Below are 17,904 nucleotides of genomic sequence, written 5' to 3' on the forward strand. Positions count from 1 at the left end.
GTGCGGCGGGGGGGAGCGGCGGTGCGTACCGGCCCCGCGTCCGGGCCTCAGCCGCCCGCCACCGGGCGGGCCGGACTCGTACCGCCGCGCGGTGCGCGGTCGGCGTGCGGCGGGCGCCGGCTGCCGGTCGGCGTGACCGGGGACCGCTCCGAACGCACCAGGTGCTGCGAGGGGTGCGACGGGTGCGCGGGGTGGGAACGCGAGCGGATGCCGCCGCCCGCCGCCGCGACGGCCGGCTCCTGCGCCACGGCGTCGCGGCTCTCCGGGTGCGGGAGCGGCACGGGCCGGGGGCCCCCGGACGCGACGGGAACGGACGGAACGGGTCCGCGTCCCCGCAGGTTCTCGCGCTGGGCGAAGATCCACGCCTCGGCCCGGGTGATCAGCGGTTCGACCCAGGGCAGGCCCAGCATGATCAGCAGCCCCGCGGCCCAGCCCAGCAGGACGTCGCTGAGCCAGTGCGTGCCGAGGTAGACGGTGGTGAGGCCGACGCCGAGCGAGACGATGGCCGACAGGGCCGACAGATAGCGCCGGGCGCGTGGAGTGGTGGCCAGGTAGGCGAGGATTCCCCAGGTCACGACCGCGTTGGCGGTGTGGCCCGAGGGGAATATGTCCCCGCCGGCGAAGAGCTCGGCGGAGCCGATCTGGGTCGCGTAGTGCGGGCCGAGGCGCCCCAGGCCGATCTTGACCGCGCCGACCGAGACGTTGAGCAGCAGCAGCGCCGCGGCCAGCGTCAGCAGCGGACGCAGCGTGTGCTGCCGCCAGGAGCGCCAGCCGAGCCAGCAGGCGACCATGGTTGCGGTGGGGCCGCGCTGGCCGAGCACGATGTAGTAGTCGAGGAAGGCGTGGATCTCCGGCCACTGCTGATACGGCCGGAAGAGCATGACCTTCCAGTCCAGGGCCACCAGCCAGGACGAGACCAGGACGGCGACGACGATGGCGAGATAGAACGCCAACGTCCCGCCGAAGAGAGCGATGCGGTGACGACTCATCCGCGGTGGCTCTATCTTCGGCGGCTCCGGCTCCCGGTCCAGCCGGGCAAAGATGTCGGTACGCACCCAATCGACGTTACAGCGAGTTAGTGAGCGACCAGGGCGATCCGGTCTCTTCGTGATGACGATGTGATGTGGGCTATGTCTCGGACGGGCCTTAATTCCTGATCGGCGGAAGCGTTCCGGCGACTCTCCGCGCCATTGATTTCGCACGCATTTCGGAAGAGTGTTTGGCTCCGGACAGAAAAGCACAGGAGGCGCCGGTATGAATTTCTCCGGACGGGAGAAGGGCGGAACGGACGGTGCCGGTGCGGTCACCGGTCGCGCCCGACACGGGCCCCGCCGGACGCCTCCCGGCGGGCCTTGGGTACCGTCCTGTGCCGGGCGCGGGGCGAGTCCGTGCAGGTCCGGGCGACGGCGTGGCGTGGTGCACGCCACACCGCGAGGTCCGACGGGGTATGAAGTGGGCCACGCGTGAGGGTGCCGAACTCGCGTACGCTGACGGATCACTCGCCCGTCGATGCCGGGCCATGAGGGACAGCGAACCCCTGTCACCCCGGTTGGCCCGCCGAGCGCGAGGGACCTTTGGAGGTACATGCATGTCCGGGACGACCACAGCCCGATTCCGGCTGCGCCCAGCCGCCGACGGTGCCAATCGATGGGTCGTCCTCGTCGTTCTCTGCCTCAGCCTCCTGCTGGTGGCGCTCGATTCGACGGTGCTCCACGTCGCCGTCCCCGCCGTCACCGAGGACCTGCGCCCCAGCGCCGTCGCCCTGCTCTGGATAGTCGACGCCTACCCGCTGGTCTGCGCCTCGCTGCTGGTCCTCTTCGGCACCCTCGGGGACCGGGTCGGCCGGCGCCGCATCCTGCTGCTCGGCTACGCGCTCTTCGGGGCGGCCTCCGCGGTCGCCGCCATGGCGGACAGCCCCGGGGTGCTCATCGCGGCGCGGGCCCTGCTCGGCGTCGGCGGCGCGATGATCATGCCCGCGACGCTGTCGATCCTCCGGCAGGTCTTTCCCGACCGGCGCGAACGGGCCGTGGCGATCGGCATCTGGACCGCCGTCGCCGCGGTGGGCGCAGCCACCGGACCGGTCGTCGGCGGCTTCCTCGTCGAGCACTTCTGGTGGGGCTCGGTCTTCCTGATCAACGTTCCGCTGATGGCGCTGGTCCTGCCGGTCGGCCGCCTGCTGCTGCCCGAGTCGCGCGGCGGCGACGACGGTCCGTGGGACGTGCTGGGCGCGCTGATGGCCGCGGCCGGGGTGCTCGGGGTGGTCCTCGGGGTCAAGCGCGCGGGCACCGGCGAGGTGCTGGGCGCGGCCACGCTCGTCCCGCTGCTGACCGGGGCCGTGCTGCTCGTCGCGTTCGTGCGCCGGCAGAAGCGGCGCGCGCATCCGCTGATCGACATCGGACTGTTCTCCAGGCCGGCCTTCTCCACCTCGGTGGGCTGCATCGTCATCGCGATGCTGGCCCTGGTCGGGCTGGAGCTCATAGCCGTGCAGTACCTCCAGCTCGTCCTGGGCCTGAGCCCGCTGGAGACCGGCCTGCGGCTGCTGCCCCTCACCATCGCGGCCATGGTCGCGGGTGCCTTCGGCTCGCACACCCTGCGCCTGCTCGGTCCGCGCCGGATGGTCGGCTGGGGCTTCGTGCTCACCGCCCTCTCGGTGCTGGCCCTGACCGCGATGGGGCAGCACGACCGGCCCGTGCTGCTGACCGCGGCCTTCGTCGCCCTCGGCTTCGGGCTGCAGACCACCCTCTTCGGGGCGTACGAATCCATGCTCAGCGAGGCCCCGGCCGACCGCGCGGGCGGCGCGGCTGCGATCGGCGAGACCTCGTACCAGCTGGGCGCGGGCATGGGGATCGCCCTGCTCGGCAGCGTCATGAACGCCGCCTACACCCCCGGTCTCTCGGAACTGCCCGGCAAGGGCGTCCCGGGCTGGGCCCGCACCGCGGCCGCCCACTCGCTGGGCGAGGCGTACCAGGTGGCGGACCGGCTGGGCGGACCGCTGGGCGCGGCGCTGCGCACCACCGCCCGGCACGCCTTCGTCTCCGGGCTGCGCGTCACACTGCTGGTCAGCGCGGCACTGCTGCTGCTCGGGGCGCTCGCCGCGCTGCGGCTGCCGCGAGGAATGGAACACGCGGCCCCGGCCCCCGACTCCCCGGCGGACGACGCGTGCGAACCGCTGAGGGCCGACGCGGACGACGCGCGCGAGTCCCGTACCGCGCACGAGGCGCCCGCCGCGGACTGCGCGCCGCACCCGATACCCCGGCCCGCCCGGCGCCGACCCGCCGGGGCGACCGGCTCTGGACGGGCGGCGCACTGAGCCGTAACGTCGGTGCGACGCCATAACTAACACCGCTAGTTTTAGCATCGTGCGAGCCGCCGGAGGCACCCTCATGTCCACCACCGAGTCCTCGAAGCTCCCGCCCCTCGACCCCGCCGACCCCCTCGGCATCGACGACCTGCTCGGCGCCGAGGACCTCGCGATCCGCGACACCGTCCGGAGCTGGGCCACCGACCGCGTACTGCCGCACATCGCCGAGTGGTACGAGAACGGCGAACTGCCCGGCATCCGCGAGCTGGCCCGCGAACTCGGTTCGCTCGGCGCGCTCGGCATGTCCCTGCAGGGCTACGGCTGCGCGGGCGCCACCGCCGTCCAGTACGGACTGGCGTGCCTGGAGCTGGAGGCGGCGGACTCGGGCATCCGCTCCCTGGTCTCCGTGCAGGGTTCGCTGGCGATGTACGCCATCCACCGCTACGGCTCCGAGGAGCAGCGCCGGCAGTGGCTGCCGGGCATGGCGGCCGGCGAGATCATCGGCTGCTTCGGCCTCACCGAGCCCGACCACGGCTCCGACCCGGCCGGGATGCGCACCCACGCCAGGCGGGACGGGGACGACTGGGTGCTCACCGGCCGCAAGATGTGGATCACCAATGGTTCGGTCGCGGGGGTGGCCGTCGTCTGGGCGCAGACCGACGAGGGAGGTCCGGGCCGCGGGATCCGCGGGTTCGTCGTGCCGACCGACGCGCCGGGCTTCTCGGCGCCCGAGATCCGGCACAAGTGGTCCCTGCGCGCCTCGGTCACCAGCGAACTGGTCCTCGACGAGGTGCGGCTGCCCGCCGACGCGGTGCTCCCCGGCGTCATCGGCCTGCGCGGCCCGCTCAGCTGTCTGAGCCATGCCCGCTACGGCATCGTCTGGGGGGCCATGGGCGCGGCGCGCTCCAGCTTCGAGGCGGCCCTGGAGTACGCGAGGACCCGGGAACAGTTCGACCGGCCGATCGGCGGCTTCCAGCTCACCCAGGCCAAGCTCGCGGACATGGCCGTGGAGCTGCACAAGGGCATCCTGCTCGCCCACCACCTGGGGCGGCGGATGGACGCGGGGAGGCTCCGCCCGGAGCAGGTCAGCTTCGGAAAGCTCAACAACGTGCGGGAGGCGATCGACATCTGCCGCACTTCGCGCACGATTCTCGGCGCCAACGGGATCTCGCTGGAGTACCCGGTCATGCGTCACGCGACGAATCTGGAGTCGGTGCTCACCTACGAGGGGACCGTGGAGATGCACCAGCTGGTGCTGGGCAAGGCGCTCACCGGTCTCGACGCGTTCCGCTAGGCGTTCCGGCCGGGACTTCCGGAGCACGTCTCGGGACCGCGACCGGCGGGGGGCTGCCGGAAGGGTCACGGGAACGGCCCGAGGAGCGCCCTGCTCAGCTCTGGTTGAAGAAGCCGTCGGCCGGCCGGCCGACGGCTTCGCCGCTGACCACCTGGGTGTCGGCCGGGGTCAGCAGGAAGACCCGGGTGGCCACGCGCTCGATCGAGCCGCGCAGGCCGAAGGTGAGGCCGGCCGCGAAGTCCACGACGCGCTTGGCGTCGGTGGGGTCCATGGCCGTGAGGTTGACGATCACGGGAACGCCGTCCCGGAAGAGCTCGCCGATGGCCCGCGCGTCCCGGAAGCTGTCCGGGGTGACGGTGGCGATCCGGCGTCCCGTCTCCTCGGCCGTCTCGGACGCGATCTGCACCCGGGGGTCGGTCACCCAGGCCTGGGCCGCCCCGGTCTGGGGGCCCTCGGCGTACTCGTCGTCGTAGTACCGCTCGTCGTTGTCCTCCACGAGGCCCAGCCAGGCACTTGCCTTGCGCACCGATCCCATGGACGCCTCCTCTCACCGCGGTTCCGTGATGTTCCGCATCTCTTTCGTATCCCTATGGTCGTCCATGATGCGGATCGTGCGCCAAGTGGATAGTCGGCGCGCAGAGGGTTCGTGACGGTACTGATGCAGAAGATGTGGCGTTTCGTCAGGGTTCCTCCCGTATAAAGAGAGTGAAAGAAAGAAAATATGATGCCCCGGTCCGTACGGGTGACATGAGGGACGTACGGGTGAACGGGGTGCTCGGTACGATGCACGTCGCGCGGTCGCACGACCCGGCGCGAAGGCGGAAAACTCTCGGGGGATCGTCGTGTTCGGAATCGTCAGGCCCTGTACCCATCGGTTGTCCGAGGGGCTCAGGACCGAATGGATGGCCCATCTCTGCGGGCTCTGCCTCGCACTTCGCTCCGACCACGGGCAGTTCGCCCGGATCGTGACGAACTATGACGGCCTGATCGTCTCCGTTCTGACGGAGGCTCAGTCGGAACGCACCACCGGATGGCGACGCACCGCGGGGCCCTGCCCGCTGCGCGCCATGCGGACCGCCCCGGTCGCCCGCGGCGAGGGGGCCCGGCTGGCCGCCGCCGTCTCGCTGGTGCTGGCCTCGGCCAAGGTCCGGGACCACGTAGCCGACGGGGACGGCCTGTTGAGGCGCCGCCCGGTCGCCGCGGCGGCCCGCCGGGTCGCCGCGGGCTGGGACCGAGCCGGGGCGCGCACCGGCGCGCAGCTCGGCTTCGACACGGCGCTCCTCGTCGACGCCGTCGACCGGCAGACCGGTATCGAGCTGGCCGCCGGTCCCGGCACCCCGCTGCTCACCATCACCGAGCCCACCGAGACCGCCACCGCGGCGGCCTTCGCCCACACCGCGGTGCTCGCCGGCCGGCCGCAGAACGCGGAGCCGCTCGCCGAGGCGGGCCGGCTCTTCGGACGCCTGGCACACCTGCTGGACGCCGTGGAGGACCAGGAGGCCGACGCCGCGTCGGGCGCCTGGAACCCGCTCACGGCGACCGGCACCTCGCGCGCCGAGGCACGCCGGCTGTGCGACGACGCGTTGCACGGCGTACGGCTGGCCCTGCGCGACGCCGAGTTCACCGACGGCAAGCTGGCCCACGTACTGCTCGCCCACGAGCTGCGGCAGTCGGTGGACCGGGCGTTCGGCACCACGGCGTGCTCGCACCAGCCGGGCACGGTGCTGCTGGACGGAACGGCTCCGTCGCCGACCGGACCGACCGGGGCGTTCGGCCCGCCCCCGGGCAATCCGTACGCGCCGACGAACCCCGGCGGTCCCGGTGGCCCCGGGCAGCCGCCCGAGCCGCCGCGCGACCGGCGCGGCCTGATCATGGGCTGCCTGGTGTGGGCGGGCCTGGCCTGCACCTGCCAGATGTGCTGCGGGACGTTCGAGGACCCGTGGAGCCACCAGCGCCGCGAAGGTCTCTGCAGTCAGTGCGACTGCGGCAACTGCGGTGACTGCTGCGAATGCTGCAACTGCTGCAGCAGCTGCGGCGGTGAAGACGGCGGCTGCTGCGACTGCGGTTGCGACTGCGGCTGCTGAACCGCCCGCCCGGGACCGGTCGATCCGGTCGGGATCACCCGGTCCCGGGCAGGGTGGAGCGAGGGGAGGGGAAAACGGCGTTGGGCACGCGTGGACACGCGGGAGGACTGCTCGGACGCCGCGCACGGGGCGGGGCGCAAGAACGCGAGGACGCAGGGGGTCGGCTCAACAGGAGGCGGACCACACGCGACCGAAGTCGATGTGGGAGCGCTTGACCAGCCACTGCTGCGAATGCATGACCCAAGTGGAACAGGCATCCGGTGAACCCGTCAACCGGGCCCGGACGTACGGCTCACAGTGTGGACGGGCTTGACAGCCCGCGGTGAACAGCGGTTGTCTCGGAGCGGACCGGTGCTGAGGGGCCCGGTCCGCGTTGTGTTCACGCCGAAGGCACGCCCCGTGTCCGATCTCTGCATCCACGGAGCCTTCGCATGCCCGCGCAGCCCGCCCCTTTTCCCCTGCCCCGCCCTCCCGCCGGGAGCCCTCCGACGGCCGGTGCCCGCCCGCACCGCACCGCGGGCGCCCGATGAGCCGGGCCCCGGTGCTCGTCGTCATAGGCGCGGGCCCGCGCGGCACCGGCCTGATCGAGCGCATCGCCGCCAACGCCCCCGAACTGTACGGGGACCGCACCCTGGACATCCGGATCGTCGACCCGTACCCGCCCGGCGGCGGACGGGTCTGGCGGCACGACCAGTCCCCGCTGCTGTGGATGAACTCCATGGCCGAGGACGTCACGATGTTCACCGACGAAACGGTCCGGCAGGAGGGCCCGGTACGCCCCGGGCCCGCGCTGCACACCTGGGCGGCGGACATCCGGGACGGACGCCTGACCCTCCCCGACGAGGCCGGCGCCGAGCCCGGACTCCGCGCCGAGATCGAGGCGCTGACGGGCGACGCCTTCCCGAGCAGGCAACTGCAGGGCGCCTATCTGCGCTGGGTGTACGGGCGGGCGGTGGCCGCGCTGCCGGAGGGCGTCGACGTCACCTGGCACCGCGCCCGGGCCGTGCGGGTCACCGGACCGCGCGAGGGCCGCCAGCGCGTCTGGCTGGAGGGGCACGGCACCCCGCTGCTCGCCGACGCCGTCGCCGTTACCATCGGTCACCTCGACGCCGAACCGGAGCCGGAACACGCCGGGTTGGCCGAATTCGCCGACCGCCACGGACTCGTCCACCTGCCGCCGGACTTCACCGCCGACAGCGACCTGTCCGTGCTGCCCGCGGGCGAACCGGTCCTCGTCCGGGGCTTCGGCCTCGCCTTCGTCGACCTCATGGTGCTGCTCACCGAGGGGCGCGGCGGCCGGTACGAGAACGGCGAGTACATGCCCTCCGGCAGGGAACCCGTGCTGTACGTCGGATCGCGCCGCGGCGTCCCCTACCACTCCAAGATCGGTTACGCCTGGGAGGGCGAACGGCCGCCGCTGCCGCGCTTCCTCGACCCGGACCGGACCGAGACCCTGCTGAAGTCGGACGGGCCGGTCGACTTCCGGCGGGACGTGTGGCCGCACGTCGCGAAGGAACTCGGCCACGCCCACTACCACCGCCTCTTCACCGCCCACCCCGAACGCACCAGGGGCGACCGGGCCGCCTTCGAGGCGCGGTACGCCGCCGCCGACCCGGCCGGACCCGAACTGCGCGCCCTCGTCGAGGCCGCCGTGCCCGACCCGGCGGACCGCCTCGACCTGGAAGCGCTCGACCGCCCACTGGACGGGGTGCGCCACCGCTCGTACGACGCGCTCCAGAAGGGGATGCGCGACCACATCACCGCCGACCTGGAACGCCGCCACGACCCCGGCCACAGCCCGGACCTCGCCGTCTTCCTCGGACTGCTCTCCGCCTACGGGCAGTTGCTCCGGCTCGGGGACACCGGGAACTGGTGGCACGGCTTCTTCAGCCATCTCGCCTCCGGCCCGCCGGGCCCCCGGCTGCGCAGACTGCTCGCCCTCTCGCGGGCCGGCCTCGTCCGCTTCCTGGGCGCCGGGATGACCGTCGAGGCCGACGAGCGCAGGGGCCTCTTCGTGGCGGGCAGCACCACCGTGCCGGGACTGCGCACGACGGCCCGCGCCCTGGTCGAGGCCCGCCTGCCGGACCCCGCCCCGGACCGCGTCCGCAGCACGCTGCTCCGGGAGCTGTACGCGGACGGCGCCGCCGCCACCGGCTCCGGGCTGCTCTCGGTCGATCCCGACGACGGCCGCGTCCTGTACCGCGACGGCCGCCCCCACGCGCGCCGCTTCGCGCTGGGCCCGTTCACCTCGGCGCGCACCGGCGCGGCGTTCACCCGGCCGCGCACCGGCGGCCCTGCCTTCCGGCAGAACGACGCCACCGCGCGCACGGCGCTCCGCCTGCTCCGCGGCCCGGCCAGCGACGGCGGCCCCCGGACCTGACCGGGCTCCCGCCCGGAGCCGCCCGGCCCACCTCCCCGAAAGGTCACACCCATGTCCGCGACCGCCCCCCTGCACCTGGCCGCCGAGATCGGCGGCCCGCCCCGTTACGACCCGGGGCACTACATCGGCCTCGCCCGGCTCGCCGAGCGCGGCGCGCTCGACTTCGTCACGCTCGGCGACTCGTTCATCAGGCCGGGGCCCGACGCGCTCGCCGTGCTCGCCCGGGTTGCGCCCGCCACCCACCGGATCGGCCTCGTGCCCACCGTCACCACCACCCACACCGAGCCGTTTCACGTGTCGTCCGCCGTGGCCACCCTGGACTGGGTGAGCCGCGGCCGGGCGGGCTGGTACGTCGACGTGTCGACGACCGGGGCCGAGGCCCGGCTGTTCGGCCGGCGCCCGGCGGCACCCGCCGACGAGCTGTGGCGGGAGGCCGGTGAGGTCGCCGACGCGGGGGCCCGGCTGTGGGACAGCTGGGAGGACGACGCCGAGATCCGGGACACCGCCACCGGACGCTTCGTCGACCGCGACAAGCTGCACCACATCGACTTCGAGGGCGCCTTCTTCTCGGTCCGGGGACCGGCGATCGTGCCCCGGCCCCCGCAGGGGCACCCGGTCACCGTCGTCGACGGCACGGGCGGCCCGGCCGCGGAGGTCGCGGCCCGCCACGCCGACGTCGTCCTGGTACGGGCCACCGCGCCCGAGCGGGCCGCCGCGATCCGTGCCGAACTGCGCCGGCGCGCCGCGGCGCACGGACGCGACCCCGACGCGCTCCGGGTACTGGTCGCGCTCACCGTCGACCTCGGCGACATCGAGACCGCTCCGGAACCGGGCCTGGAGAGCGGCCCCCCGCTCGCGGCCGGCGGCTCGTACTACCGGGGCGGCCCGGTCGACCTCGCCGAGCTGATCACCCGCTGGCACCGCGGCGGGGCGGTGGACGGCTTCCACCTCACGCCCATCACCCCCGGCCGCGATCTCGAACGGATCGTCAACGGCACCGTGGCCCTGCTCCAGCACCGCAGCCTGTTCCGCACCTTCCACCCCGGCGGCACCCTGCGCGAGCACCTGGGCCTGGCCCGTCCCACCAACCGGTACGCCCCGGAAAGGGGACGCGCATGACCACCACGACCCGGCCGATGCACCTCGCCGCCCACTTCCCGGGCGTGAACAGCACCACCGTCTGGACGGACCCCCGAGCCGGGAGCCAGATCGACTTCTCCTCCTTCGAACACCTCGCCCGCACCGCGGAACGCGGCCTGTTCGACTTCTTCTTCCTCGCCGAGGGGCTGCGGCTGCGCGAGCACCACGGCCGCATCCACGACCTGGACGTGGTGGGCCGGCCCGAATCCCTCACCGTGCTGGCCGCGCTGGCCTCGGTCACCCACCGGATCGGGCTCGCCGCCACCGTCAACACCACCTTCAACGAGCCCTACGAACTGGCCCGCCGCCTCGCCACCCTCGACCACCTCAGCGAGGGCCGGGCGGCCTGGAACGCGGTCACCTCGCCGGACGCCTTCACCGGGGAGAACTTCCGGCGCGGCGGCTACCTCGACCGCGCCCACCGGTACACCAGGGCCGCCGAGTTCGTCGCCACCGCCCGCGAGCTGTGGGACACCTGGACCCCCGACGGCACTCCGCGCCCCTTCGCGCACCACGGCCGGCACTTCGGCATCGAGGGCGAGTTCACCGTCCCGCGCTCCCCGCAGGGCCACCCGGTCGTCATCCAGGCGGGGGACTCCGCGGAGGGCCGCGAGTTCGCCGCGTCCGCCGCCGACGTGATCTTCACCCGGCACGGCACCCTGGAGTCGGGCCGCGCGTTCTACGCCGACGTCAAGGCGCGACTGGCGAAGTACGGGCGGGAACGGGACGAGCTGAGGATCATGCCCGGGGTCACCTTCGTGCTGGGCGACACCGATGCCGAGGCCCGGGAACGGGCGGCCGTGATCCGCCTCCAGCAGGTCTCCCCGCAGAACGCGATCCTGGCCCTGGAACAGGTCTGGGGCCGCGATCTCTCCGACCACGACCCCGACGGACCGCTCCCCGCCGTCGACCCGGACCCCGGCGTCTCGGCGACCCGGGGCCGGGTGGCGCACGGCGACCCCCTGGAGACCGCGGCCCGCTGGCGCGCGCTGTCCGAGCGGAAGGGGCTCTCCATCCGGCAGACCGTCATCGAGGCGACCGGCCGGCAGTCCTTCGTCGGCAGCCCGCGGACGGTCGCGGAGCGGCTCACCGAGTTCGTCGCCGCCGACGCCGCCGACGGGTTCGTCCTCGTGCCGCACCTCACCCCGGGCGGGCTGGACGAGTTCGTCGACCGGGTCGTCCCGCTCCTCCAGGAGCGCGGCGCGTTCCGCTCCGCGTACGGCGGCCCCACACTGCGGTCGCATCTCGGGCTCGCCGAGCCGGTGTGGAAGGGTTGACCGCATGAGCACGGACGCACAGCAGCCGCACGGCCCCGAGCGGGCGGCGCAGAACTGGAAGCACTGGCACGAGGAGCGCACCGCCGCGGTCGCCGCACCGTACGGCCCCCTCTCCCTCACCGGCACCCACTGGCTCTCCGACCACCCGGAGGGCCGCCTCCCCGGGATCCCCGGCCAATGGCGGGAGGAGGACGGCGCGGTGGTGCTCCACGCCGCCGACGAGGACGGACTGACCGTCGACGGCGAGCCCTTCACCGGCCGGGTGCGCCTGACCGCCGACCGGGCCCCCATCGACGCCTCCCGCGTCGCGCACGGCGGACGGCGACTGGTCGTGCTGAGCCGCGAAGGACTGTGGGCGGTACGGGACTTCGACCCGGACTCCGCCGCGCGGCGCGCCTTCCGGACCATCGAGGCCACCCCGTACGACGCCCGCTGGGTGCTGCCGGGCACCTTCCGTCCGTACGACGCCTCCCGCACGGTCCGGGTGGAGAACGCCGACGGGGTCGAGCGCGGACTCGGACTCGCCGGTGAGATCGCCTTCGAGATCGACGGCACGGAGCACACCCTCCAGGTGGCGGTCGAGGCCGACGGCTCGCTCTGGGCCGTCTTCGCCGACGCCACCAGCGGCCGGAGCAGTTACCGCTTCCGCTTCCTGCGGCCCGCCGCCCCGGCCGCCGACGGCGGCGTGACGGTCGACCTCAACCGGGCGCTGCTGCCGCCCTGTGCCTTCGCGGACCACTTCATCTGCCCCTTCCCGCCGCCCGGCAACACCCTCTCCGTCGCCGTCGAGGCGGGGGAGCGCAACCGCGTCGACCACTGACGCTCCGTGCCGCCACGCCCCGGCGCGGTACCCCGGTGCCCCGAGCGGCACCGGGGTACACGCACGGGGCATGACAGGTTCAGGCCATGGGGCCCTCTTGCGCCACAAGTTGAACGCCTTGAATACTTCCGGGACAGCGCTTGTCAGGAACACGGCAGGTTCGCATTGCGGACCCATGCCGTGCGAACGACTGCGCCTCACGGGTCCGGCCACCCCACAGGCGGACCCCCGATTTCCCCCCGGGAGGAATGAAAAGTGAGGATCAAGCGCACCGCCCCCCTCAACGGCACCGCGAGACGCGCCAGGGCCGTGGCCGTCGCGGCGGGCCTCGTCTCCGTCGCCGCGCTCGCCGTCCCCAGCGCCCAGGCCGACACCGCCACCACCTTCAGTACGGCGCAGCTCTCCGCCGCGAGCGACGCCGTCCTCGGCGCCGACGTGGCGGGCACCGCCTGGAACATCGACCCGGCCACCGGCAAGGTCGTGGTCACCGCCGACAGCACGGTCTCGCGGGCCGAGATCGCGCACATCAAGAAGACCGCGGGGGTCAACGCGGGAGCCCTGAAGATCGAGCGCACCGCCGGGAAGTTCAGCAAGCTGGTCGCCGGCGGCGACGCGATCTACGCGCCCAGCTGGCGCTGTTCCCTGGGCTTCAACGTCCGCAGCGGCACCACCTACTACTTCCTGACCGCCGGTCACTGCACCGACGGCTACCCGGACTGGTACTCCAACTCCGCCAAGACGACGAAGATCGGTCCGACGGTCGGCTCCAGCTTCCCGACCAACGACTACGGCCTGGTCCGCTACGACAACACCTCGGTCGCCCACCCGGGCACCGTCGGCAGCGTCGACATCACCAGCGCGGCCAACGCCACGGTCGGCATGTCCGTCACCCGCCGCGGCTCCACCACCGGCATCCACAGCGGCTCCGTCACGGGCCTCAACGCCACGGTCAACTACGGCGGCGGCGACGTCGTCTACGGCATGATCAAGACCAACGTCTGCGCGGAGCCCGGCGACTCGGGCGGTCCGCTCTACTCCGGCTCCAGGGCGATCGGCCTCACCTCCGGCGGCAGCGGCAACTGCTCCTCGGGCGGCACGACGTACTTCCAGCCGGTCACCGAGGCGCTCAGCGCGTACGGGGTCAGCGTCTTCTGACACCCCGGCACACCGGTCCGACCCCCGAACGGGTGATCGATCCGGACGGAGCCCCCGCCTGAAATCCCGGGCGGGGGCTCCCGCACACCCCGCGGCTTTTGAGAGGATGTGGGGGTACAGGTCGGTCACGCAGGAGCACACGGGGGCGGTCGTACCGCCGGGGGACACCCCGGGCCGGGCCCCCGGCAGACATCCCAGGGGGTTCCAGGTCCGTGAAACGCATCGGAGTGACCGGTCATCGCAGCATCCCGCAGGAGGCCCACGCCCATGTGCTCGCCGGGTTGCGGGCGGCCTTCCACGGCCTGGAGGGCTCCCTGGAGGCCTTCTCCAGCCTGGCGGTGGGGGCCGACCAGATCTTCGCCGACATCGCCCTGGCCCGCGGCGCCGAGCTGACCGTGGTCATCCCGAGCAGCGACTACGAGGACTCCTTCGCCGACGCCGGTGAACTCGCCCGCTACCGGGCCCTCAAGGACCGGGCGGTCCGGGAGGTCAGGCTCGACTACCCGCACTCCACCGACGAGGCGTACTACGCCGCGGGTGCGTACATCGCCGACCACTGCGACCGGCTGCTCGCGGTGTGGGACGGCCGGCCCGCCCGCGGCCTCGGCGGCACCGGCGACATCGTGACGTACGCCCGCAGCCTGGGCCGCCCCGTCACGGTGATCTGGCGCGAGGGCGTGGAACGCGGCTGACCGGTGGGCGCGGCCGCCCGCGCCCACCGGCGTCACATCGCTGAAACGGGTCTCCGGGCGCAGGTGACCCGCGGCCGCCCGCGCCCACCGGTGTCACCCTGCGCGTGCGCCGCGGCGCGTCACATCTGGTGCCGGGCCAGCCAGTCGGTGTGCTGCGGGGAGACGATGCGCTCGGTCTCGAAGACCGCCCGCGGCCACTGACGTTCGGTCAGTGTGGTCTCCATCGCCACCTGCATCGCCTCCAGGTCCTGCTCGACCAGCGAGTGCGCCGAGATCAGCGGGTGGTGCCGCCGCATCTCGTTCCACGCCAGACAGGCCGCGGCCGCCGCCGACAGCACCCCCGTCAGGGCGAAGGACTGGGTGGCGGAGACCATCCTCAGCAGGGCGAAGACCAGGGCGAGCGCGGTCAGCGCGGCGATGGTGGTCGACCAGACCAGGGTGGCCCGCCGCGACACCTCCTGGCGCCTGCGGTACCAGCTCCGCTGCTCGATGAGCCGGTCCCGCACGTACGTCTCCTTGCGTACGGTGAACGCCTTTCCGCGCAACTCGCGCATGGAGTCGGTGATGAGCCCGCCGGAATCCGCGGTCAGGTCGCGGGGGTCGGCCCAGCCCACTTTCCGGAGCTCCTGGAGCCCCTCCTCCAGACGATTGGCGAACACCGCCTCCGGGTGCTGGGTGCCGGTGTCGAAGGGTGCGCCGTGCACCGAGTAGCGCCAGCACATCGACTTGATGAACTCCGCGGCCGAGCGGTTGAGTTGCCATTGCGACTTTGCTTTGCGCCGGGCGGAGAGGTACGTCGTGATCAGGACACCCAGATAGGCCAACACGCCTGCGGCATCGATGAGTTGAAACGTGTCACCGACCGTGACGTGCCACGGAACCGCGGCCGGCGCGGTGCCCACGACCAGCAGGATCAGTTGGACGCGGGTGGTGTTCACGGCCTCCCGCTGGCTCGCGACGGCGATCTCGTCCGTGTGGTGGAAGAGCGCCGGAAGGTCAGCGTTCCTGAAGACCATGCTCTGGAGCGGCCCGGGAAGCGCCGTCATGTTCACTCCCGTCTGCGGGTTTGTCGTCACCTCAATGGCGGAATCGCTAGTTCCGTTCGGCCTGGACGACCTCATGCAACGCTCTTGTCCCAAGTGGGCGTCCTCAGTTGCCAACAGAGGTCATGAGAGTAAAGTCGTGCCGCCAGGCACTGCAATGGTGCAGATACCCTTGCTGTATTCCTGTCTGGAAACATTCCATCGGAACAAATCCCCTCAAGGACAGCCGTGAAGACCACTGAATCCTCCACCGCCTTCGCCGTTGCGAAGAAGAACCGGGTGCCGCTCACCGAGATCGACGTCCGCGGCGGTGCCGTCGCCCGGAAGCTCGGCCGTGTGAACGCCGCGTCGGCCGGTCGCCCCACCCAGACGTCGACCTTCAACTCGGCGCTCTGAAAAACGACGCGCCGAGCGCTTCATGGCGCCATGAGCCGACGCCCCGAGCACCCCTTCGGGCTGGCTAGACTGGTGGAATGACAGGACCCCTGGTCCCTTTCCGCGAAGTCGTTCTCAAGGTTCACAGCAGGTGTGATCTTGCCTGTGACCATTGCTATGTCTATGAACATGCAGATCAGAGTTGGCGAACCCAACCCAGAGCAATCTCTGATGATGTCATCTTCCGGACTGCTCAACGACTGGCCGAGCATGCCAAGACACATGCACTGCCCTCCGTGTCAGTGATCCTGCACGGAGGGGAGCCCCTGCTGGCGGGCCCCGCGCGATTGCGCCGGGTCTGTGAGGAACTCACCTCCGCCTTCGACGGCGTCGCGGAGCTCGACCTCCGCATCCACACCAATGGGCTCCAGCTCAGTCCCCGGTATCTCGACCTCTTCGACGAATTCGGCGTCCGGGTCGGCATCTCCCTCGACGGCGACCGGGCCGCCAACGACCGGCACCGCCGTTACGCGGACGGGCGCAGCAGCCACCCCCTGGTCCTCAAGGCCGTCGAGCTGCTCCACCAGGAGCGCTACCGCCATCTCGACCTCGGCCTCCTGTGCACCGTCGACATCCGCAACGACCCGCACGCGGTCCTCGACGCGCTGACCGAACTCGAACCGCCGCTCATCGACTTCCTGCTCCCGCACGCCACCTGGGACGACCCGCCGCCGCGTCCGGACGGTTCGCCCACCGCCTACGCCGACTGGCTCCTCGCGGTCTTCGACCGCTGGCAGGAGCAGGGGCGCCAGGTGCCGGTGCGGCTCTTCTCGTCGGTGCTCTCCACGCTGAGCGGCGGCCCCAGTCTCACCGAGTCCCTGGGACTCGCCCCGACGGACCTCGTCGTCGTCGAGACCGACGGCCGGCTGGAGCAGGTCGACTCGCTCAAGAGCGCCTACGAGGGCGCCGCGGCCACCGGGTTCGACGTCTTCACCCACACTTTCGACGAGGTCGCCGGCCACCCCGGGGTGCGGGCCCGTCAGCTCGGGCTGGCCGGGGTCGGCGAGACCTGCCGCCGCTGTCCCGTGGTGCGCACCTGCGGGGGCGGCCTGTACACCCACAGGTACCGCTCCGACGGCCCGTCCGGCGCGTTCGACAACCCCTCGGTGTACTGCGCCGACCTGTTCGCCCTGGTGCGTGGCATCGAGGCCCGTACGACGGCGGAGCTCGTCGCGCCCGCGGTGACCGGGGCCGCCGGGGCGGCTGCCGCCCAGCTGGACCTCGACCGCACCCTGCTCGCCCGGCTGAACGCCGACATCGGCCGGCGCGGCGGCGCGGAGTGGGAGGCCGCCTGGGAGCTCGCCGCCGCCGTCGAGGCGTCCGAGGAGGGCGCCCGCGCCCTGGACGAGGTGCTGGCCCTGCCGTACGCCCGCGGCTGGCTGCTCGGGGCGCTGGGGTCGGTCCACGAGCGCCCCGGCGCCGTACGGGCGGCGCGCCGGCTGTCGGCGTACCTCGCGGCGGCCGTCGTACGGGGCGGCCTCGACCTGCCCGTACCGGTGGACCTCTCGGACGGCGGTCTCTTCCTGCCCGGTCTCGGCGGGCTGCGCGTCACGGACGCGGGGGAACGCGGCACGGGCGTGCTGCGGGCCGCCGGGGACGGCTTCGTCGTCCGGCCGGAGGGCGGCGGGACCGAGCTGCGGGTCGTCCGGCCGGCGGAACCCGGTCCGGGCTGGCGTCCGCTGCGGCGGCTCACGGTCCCCGGAGCGGCGTCCGGCCCGGTGCTCGACGACGCCGACCCGTTCCGCGACTGCTTCCCGGTGCCCGCGGCGGCCCCCCTCGACGACCGGACCGCGGCTCGTCTGGGGGCCGGGATCGTCGAGGCCTGGACCCTGATCGGGGCGAAGGCCCCCGCTCGGGCCGCGGAGATGGCGGACCGCCTCACCACCCTCACGCCCCTCACGGGCCTGGACCCGGCGGAGCCCGCCGTGGGACGGCACGGACCCGGGGCGCTGGGCATCTCCGTGGACGGCGGCGCCGAGGAACTGGCGTTCGCACTGCTGAGGGGATTCCGGAGGGCCGAATTGCAGGCGCTTGTCGACGTCACGGATCTTTACGCGGCGGACGGCTCCTGGGAACATCGAATGCCTTGGCAGGAAGAACCAGTTCCGTTTTCCCGGTTGCTGGCCGACACCTATGAGCGGATGGCGTTGGGCGCATTCGAGCCGAACTTCCTGGAGGGGGTACCGGAAGCCCTCGACATGCTGGAAGGTGCCGCTGAAGTGACCGTCGGCGGGAAACGGCTGCTGGATCTGATGCGAAAAGAGATCTGAGTGTCGAATTCCG

The 17,904-nt window shown here is 72.6% G+C and carries 14 protein-coding genes; 11 read left to right on the forward strand and 3 right to left on the reverse strand.

What is annotated here, in order from left to right; all coding sequences use genetic code 11:
- Window positions 1-47 precede the first annotated feature (47 nt).
- Window positions 48-1,055 (reverse strand): phosphatase PAP2 family protein, encoded by a 1,008-nt coding sequence (locus ABZZ04_RS15685; protein WP_356932745.1) that lies wholly within the window; start codon window positions 1,053-1,055, stop codon window positions 48-50.
- Window positions 1,056-1,588: 533 nt separating this feature from the next.
- On the opposite strand from ABZZ04_RS15685, the gene ABZZ04_RS15690 reads away from it, so the two are divergent.
- Both ABZZ04_RS15690 and ABZZ04_RS15695 read left to right on the forward strand, forming a co-directional pair.
- Window positions 1,589-3,310, forward strand: coding sequence for an MFS transporter (locus ABZZ04_RS15690; protein ID WP_356932746.1), 1,722 nt, complete (start codon window positions 1,589-1,591; stop codon window positions 3,308-3,310).
- A gap of 73 nt (window positions 3,311-3,383) precedes the next feature.
- Window positions 3,384-4,595, forward strand: coding sequence for an acyl-CoA dehydrogenase family protein (locus tag ABZZ04_RS15695; RefSeq protein WP_356932747.1), 1,212 nt, complete (start codon window positions 3,384-3,386; stop codon window positions 4,593-4,595).
- Between the two features lie 94 nt (window positions 4,596-4,689).
- Here the strand turns inward: ABZZ04_RS15695 and sepF are convergent, their stop codons facing one another.
- Complete coding sequence (sepF, locus tag ABZZ04_RS15700; protein WP_148833848.1) at window positions 4,690-5,130, reverse strand: cell division protein SepF; 441 nt, start codon at window positions 5,128-5,130, stop codon at window positions 4,690-4,692.
- A gap of 307 nt (window positions 5,131-5,437) precedes the next feature.
- Here sepF and ABZZ04_RS15705 point away from each other — a divergent pair, with 307 nt between their 5' ends.
- The 7 genes from ABZZ04_RS15705 to ABZZ04_RS15735 all read left to right on the forward strand — a co-directional run bounded on the left by ABZZ04_RS15705 (window position 5,438) and on the right by ABZZ04_RS15735 (window position 14,143).
- Window positions 5,438-6,679 (forward strand): DUF5685 family protein, encoded by a 1,242-nt coding sequence (locus ABZZ04_RS15705; RefSeq protein ID WP_356932748.1) that lies wholly within the window; start codon window positions 5,438-5,440, stop codon window positions 6,677-6,679.
- Between the two features lie 526 nt (window positions 6,680-7,205).
- Window positions 7,206-9,059, forward strand: a complete 1,854-nt coding sequence (locus ABZZ04_RS15710; protein ID WP_356932749.1) for an FAD/NAD(P)-binding protein — start codon at window positions 7,206-7,208, stop codon at window positions 9,057-9,059.
- A gap of 51 nt (window positions 9,060-9,110) precedes the next feature.
- Window positions 9,111-10,178, forward strand: a complete 1,068-nt coding sequence (locus ABZZ04_RS15715; RefSeq protein WP_356932750.1) for an LLM class flavin-dependent oxidoreductase — start codon at window positions 9,111-9,113, stop codon at window positions 10,176-10,178.
- Complete coding sequence (locus ABZZ04_RS15720; protein WP_356932751.1) at window positions 10,175-11,476, forward strand: NtaA/DmoA family FMN-dependent monooxygenase; 1,302 nt, start codon at window positions 10,175-10,177, stop codon at window positions 11,474-11,476. Before ABZZ04_RS15715 ends, ABZZ04_RS15720 begins: the two co-directional genes overlap by 4 nt.
- Before the next feature lie 4 nt (window positions 11,477-11,480).
- The gene (locus ABZZ04_RS15725) at window positions 11,481-12,296 is read left to right on the forward strand and encodes a DUF1684 domain-containing protein (RefSeq protein ID WP_356932752.1); all 816 of its coding nucleotides are present in this window, start codon (window positions 11,481-11,483) and stop codon (window positions 12,294-12,296) included.
- A gap of 255 nt (window positions 12,297-12,551) precedes the next feature.
- A complete protein-coding gene (locus tag ABZZ04_RS15730; protein ID WP_356932753.1) occupies window positions 12,552-13,451 on the forward strand; it encodes a S1 family peptidase in 900 nt (299 codons plus the stop codon).
- Between the two features lie 212 nt (window positions 13,452-13,663).
- Window positions 13,664-14,143, forward strand: coding sequence for a hypothetical protein (locus tag ABZZ04_RS15735; protein WP_356932754.1), 480 nt, complete (start codon window positions 13,664-13,666; stop codon window positions 14,141-14,143).
- A 119-nt stretch (window positions 14,144-14,262) separates the two neighbouring features.
- Here ABZZ04_RS15735 and ABZZ04_RS15740 read toward each other — a convergent pair whose 3' ends face one another.
- Window positions 14,263-15,189, reverse strand: a complete 927-nt coding sequence (locus ABZZ04_RS15740; protein WP_356932755.1) for a DUF4231 domain-containing protein — start codon at window positions 15,187-15,189, stop codon at window positions 14,263-14,265.
- A 225-nt stretch (window positions 15,190-15,414) separates the two neighbouring features.
- Here ABZZ04_RS15740 and fxsA point away from each other — a divergent pair, with 225 nt between their 5' ends.
- Both fxsA and fxsB read left to right on the forward strand, forming a co-directional pair.
- Window positions 15,415-15,582, forward strand: a complete 168-nt coding sequence (gene fxsA, locus ABZZ04_RS15745; protein WP_356932756.1) for an FxSxx-COOH cyclophane-containing RiPP peptide — start codon at window positions 15,415-15,417, stop codon at window positions 15,580-15,582.
- 77 nt (window positions 15,583-15,659) lie between these two features.
- A complete protein-coding gene (gene fxsB, locus ABZZ04_RS15750; protein WP_356932757.1) occupies window positions 15,660-17,891 on the forward strand; it encodes a radical SAM/SPASM protein FxsB, inactivated metallohydrolase extension form in 2,232 nt (743 codons plus the stop codon).
- Window positions 17,892-17,904: the final 13 nt, after the last annotated feature.

The organism is Streptomyces sp. NPDC006435 (assembly GCF_040612315.1).
In the GTDB taxonomy this organism is placed as follows: Bacteria; Actinomycetota; Actinomycetes; order Streptomycetales; family Streptomycetaceae; genus Streptomyces.

Bases quoted from the DNA above. Each gene is read 5' to 3' on its own strand.
- ABZZ04_RS15710 (WP_356932749.1), top strand. From the start codon at position 7,206: ATGAGCCGGGCCCCGGTGCTCGTCGTCATAGGCGCGGGCCCGCGCGGC.
- ABZZ04_RS15690 (WP_356932746.1), top strand. From the start codon at position 1,589: ATGTCCGGGACGACCACAGCCCGATTCCGGCTGCGCCCAGCCGCCGAC.
- sepF (WP_148833848.1), bottom strand. From the start codon at position 5,130: ATGGGATCGGTGCGCAAGGCAAGTGCCTGGCTGGGCCTCGTGGAGGAC.
- ABZZ04_RS15715 (WP_356932750.1), top strand. From the start codon at position 9,111: ATGTCCGCGACCGCCCCCCTGCACCTGGCCGCCGAGATCGGCGGCCCG.
- ABZZ04_RS15720 (WP_356932751.1), top strand. From the start codon at position 10,175: ATGACCACCACGACCCGGCCGATGCACCTCGCCGCCCACTTCCCGGGC.
- ABZZ04_RS15695 (WP_356932747.1), top strand. From the start codon at position 3,384: ATGTCCACCACCGAGTCCTCGAAGCTCCCGCCCCTCGACCCCGCCGAC.
- ABZZ04_RS15725 (WP_356932752.1), top strand. From the start codon at position 11,481: ATGAGCACGGACGCACAGCAGCCGCACGGCCCCGAGCGGGCGGCGCAG.
- fxsB (WP_356932757.1), top strand. From the start codon at position 15,660: ATGACAGGACCCCTGGTCCCTTTCCGCGAAGTCGTTCTCAAGGTTCAC.
- ABZZ04_RS15740 (WP_356932755.1), bottom strand. From the start codon at position 15,189: ATGACGGCGCTTCCCGGGCCGCTCCAGAGCATGGTCTTCAGGAACGCT.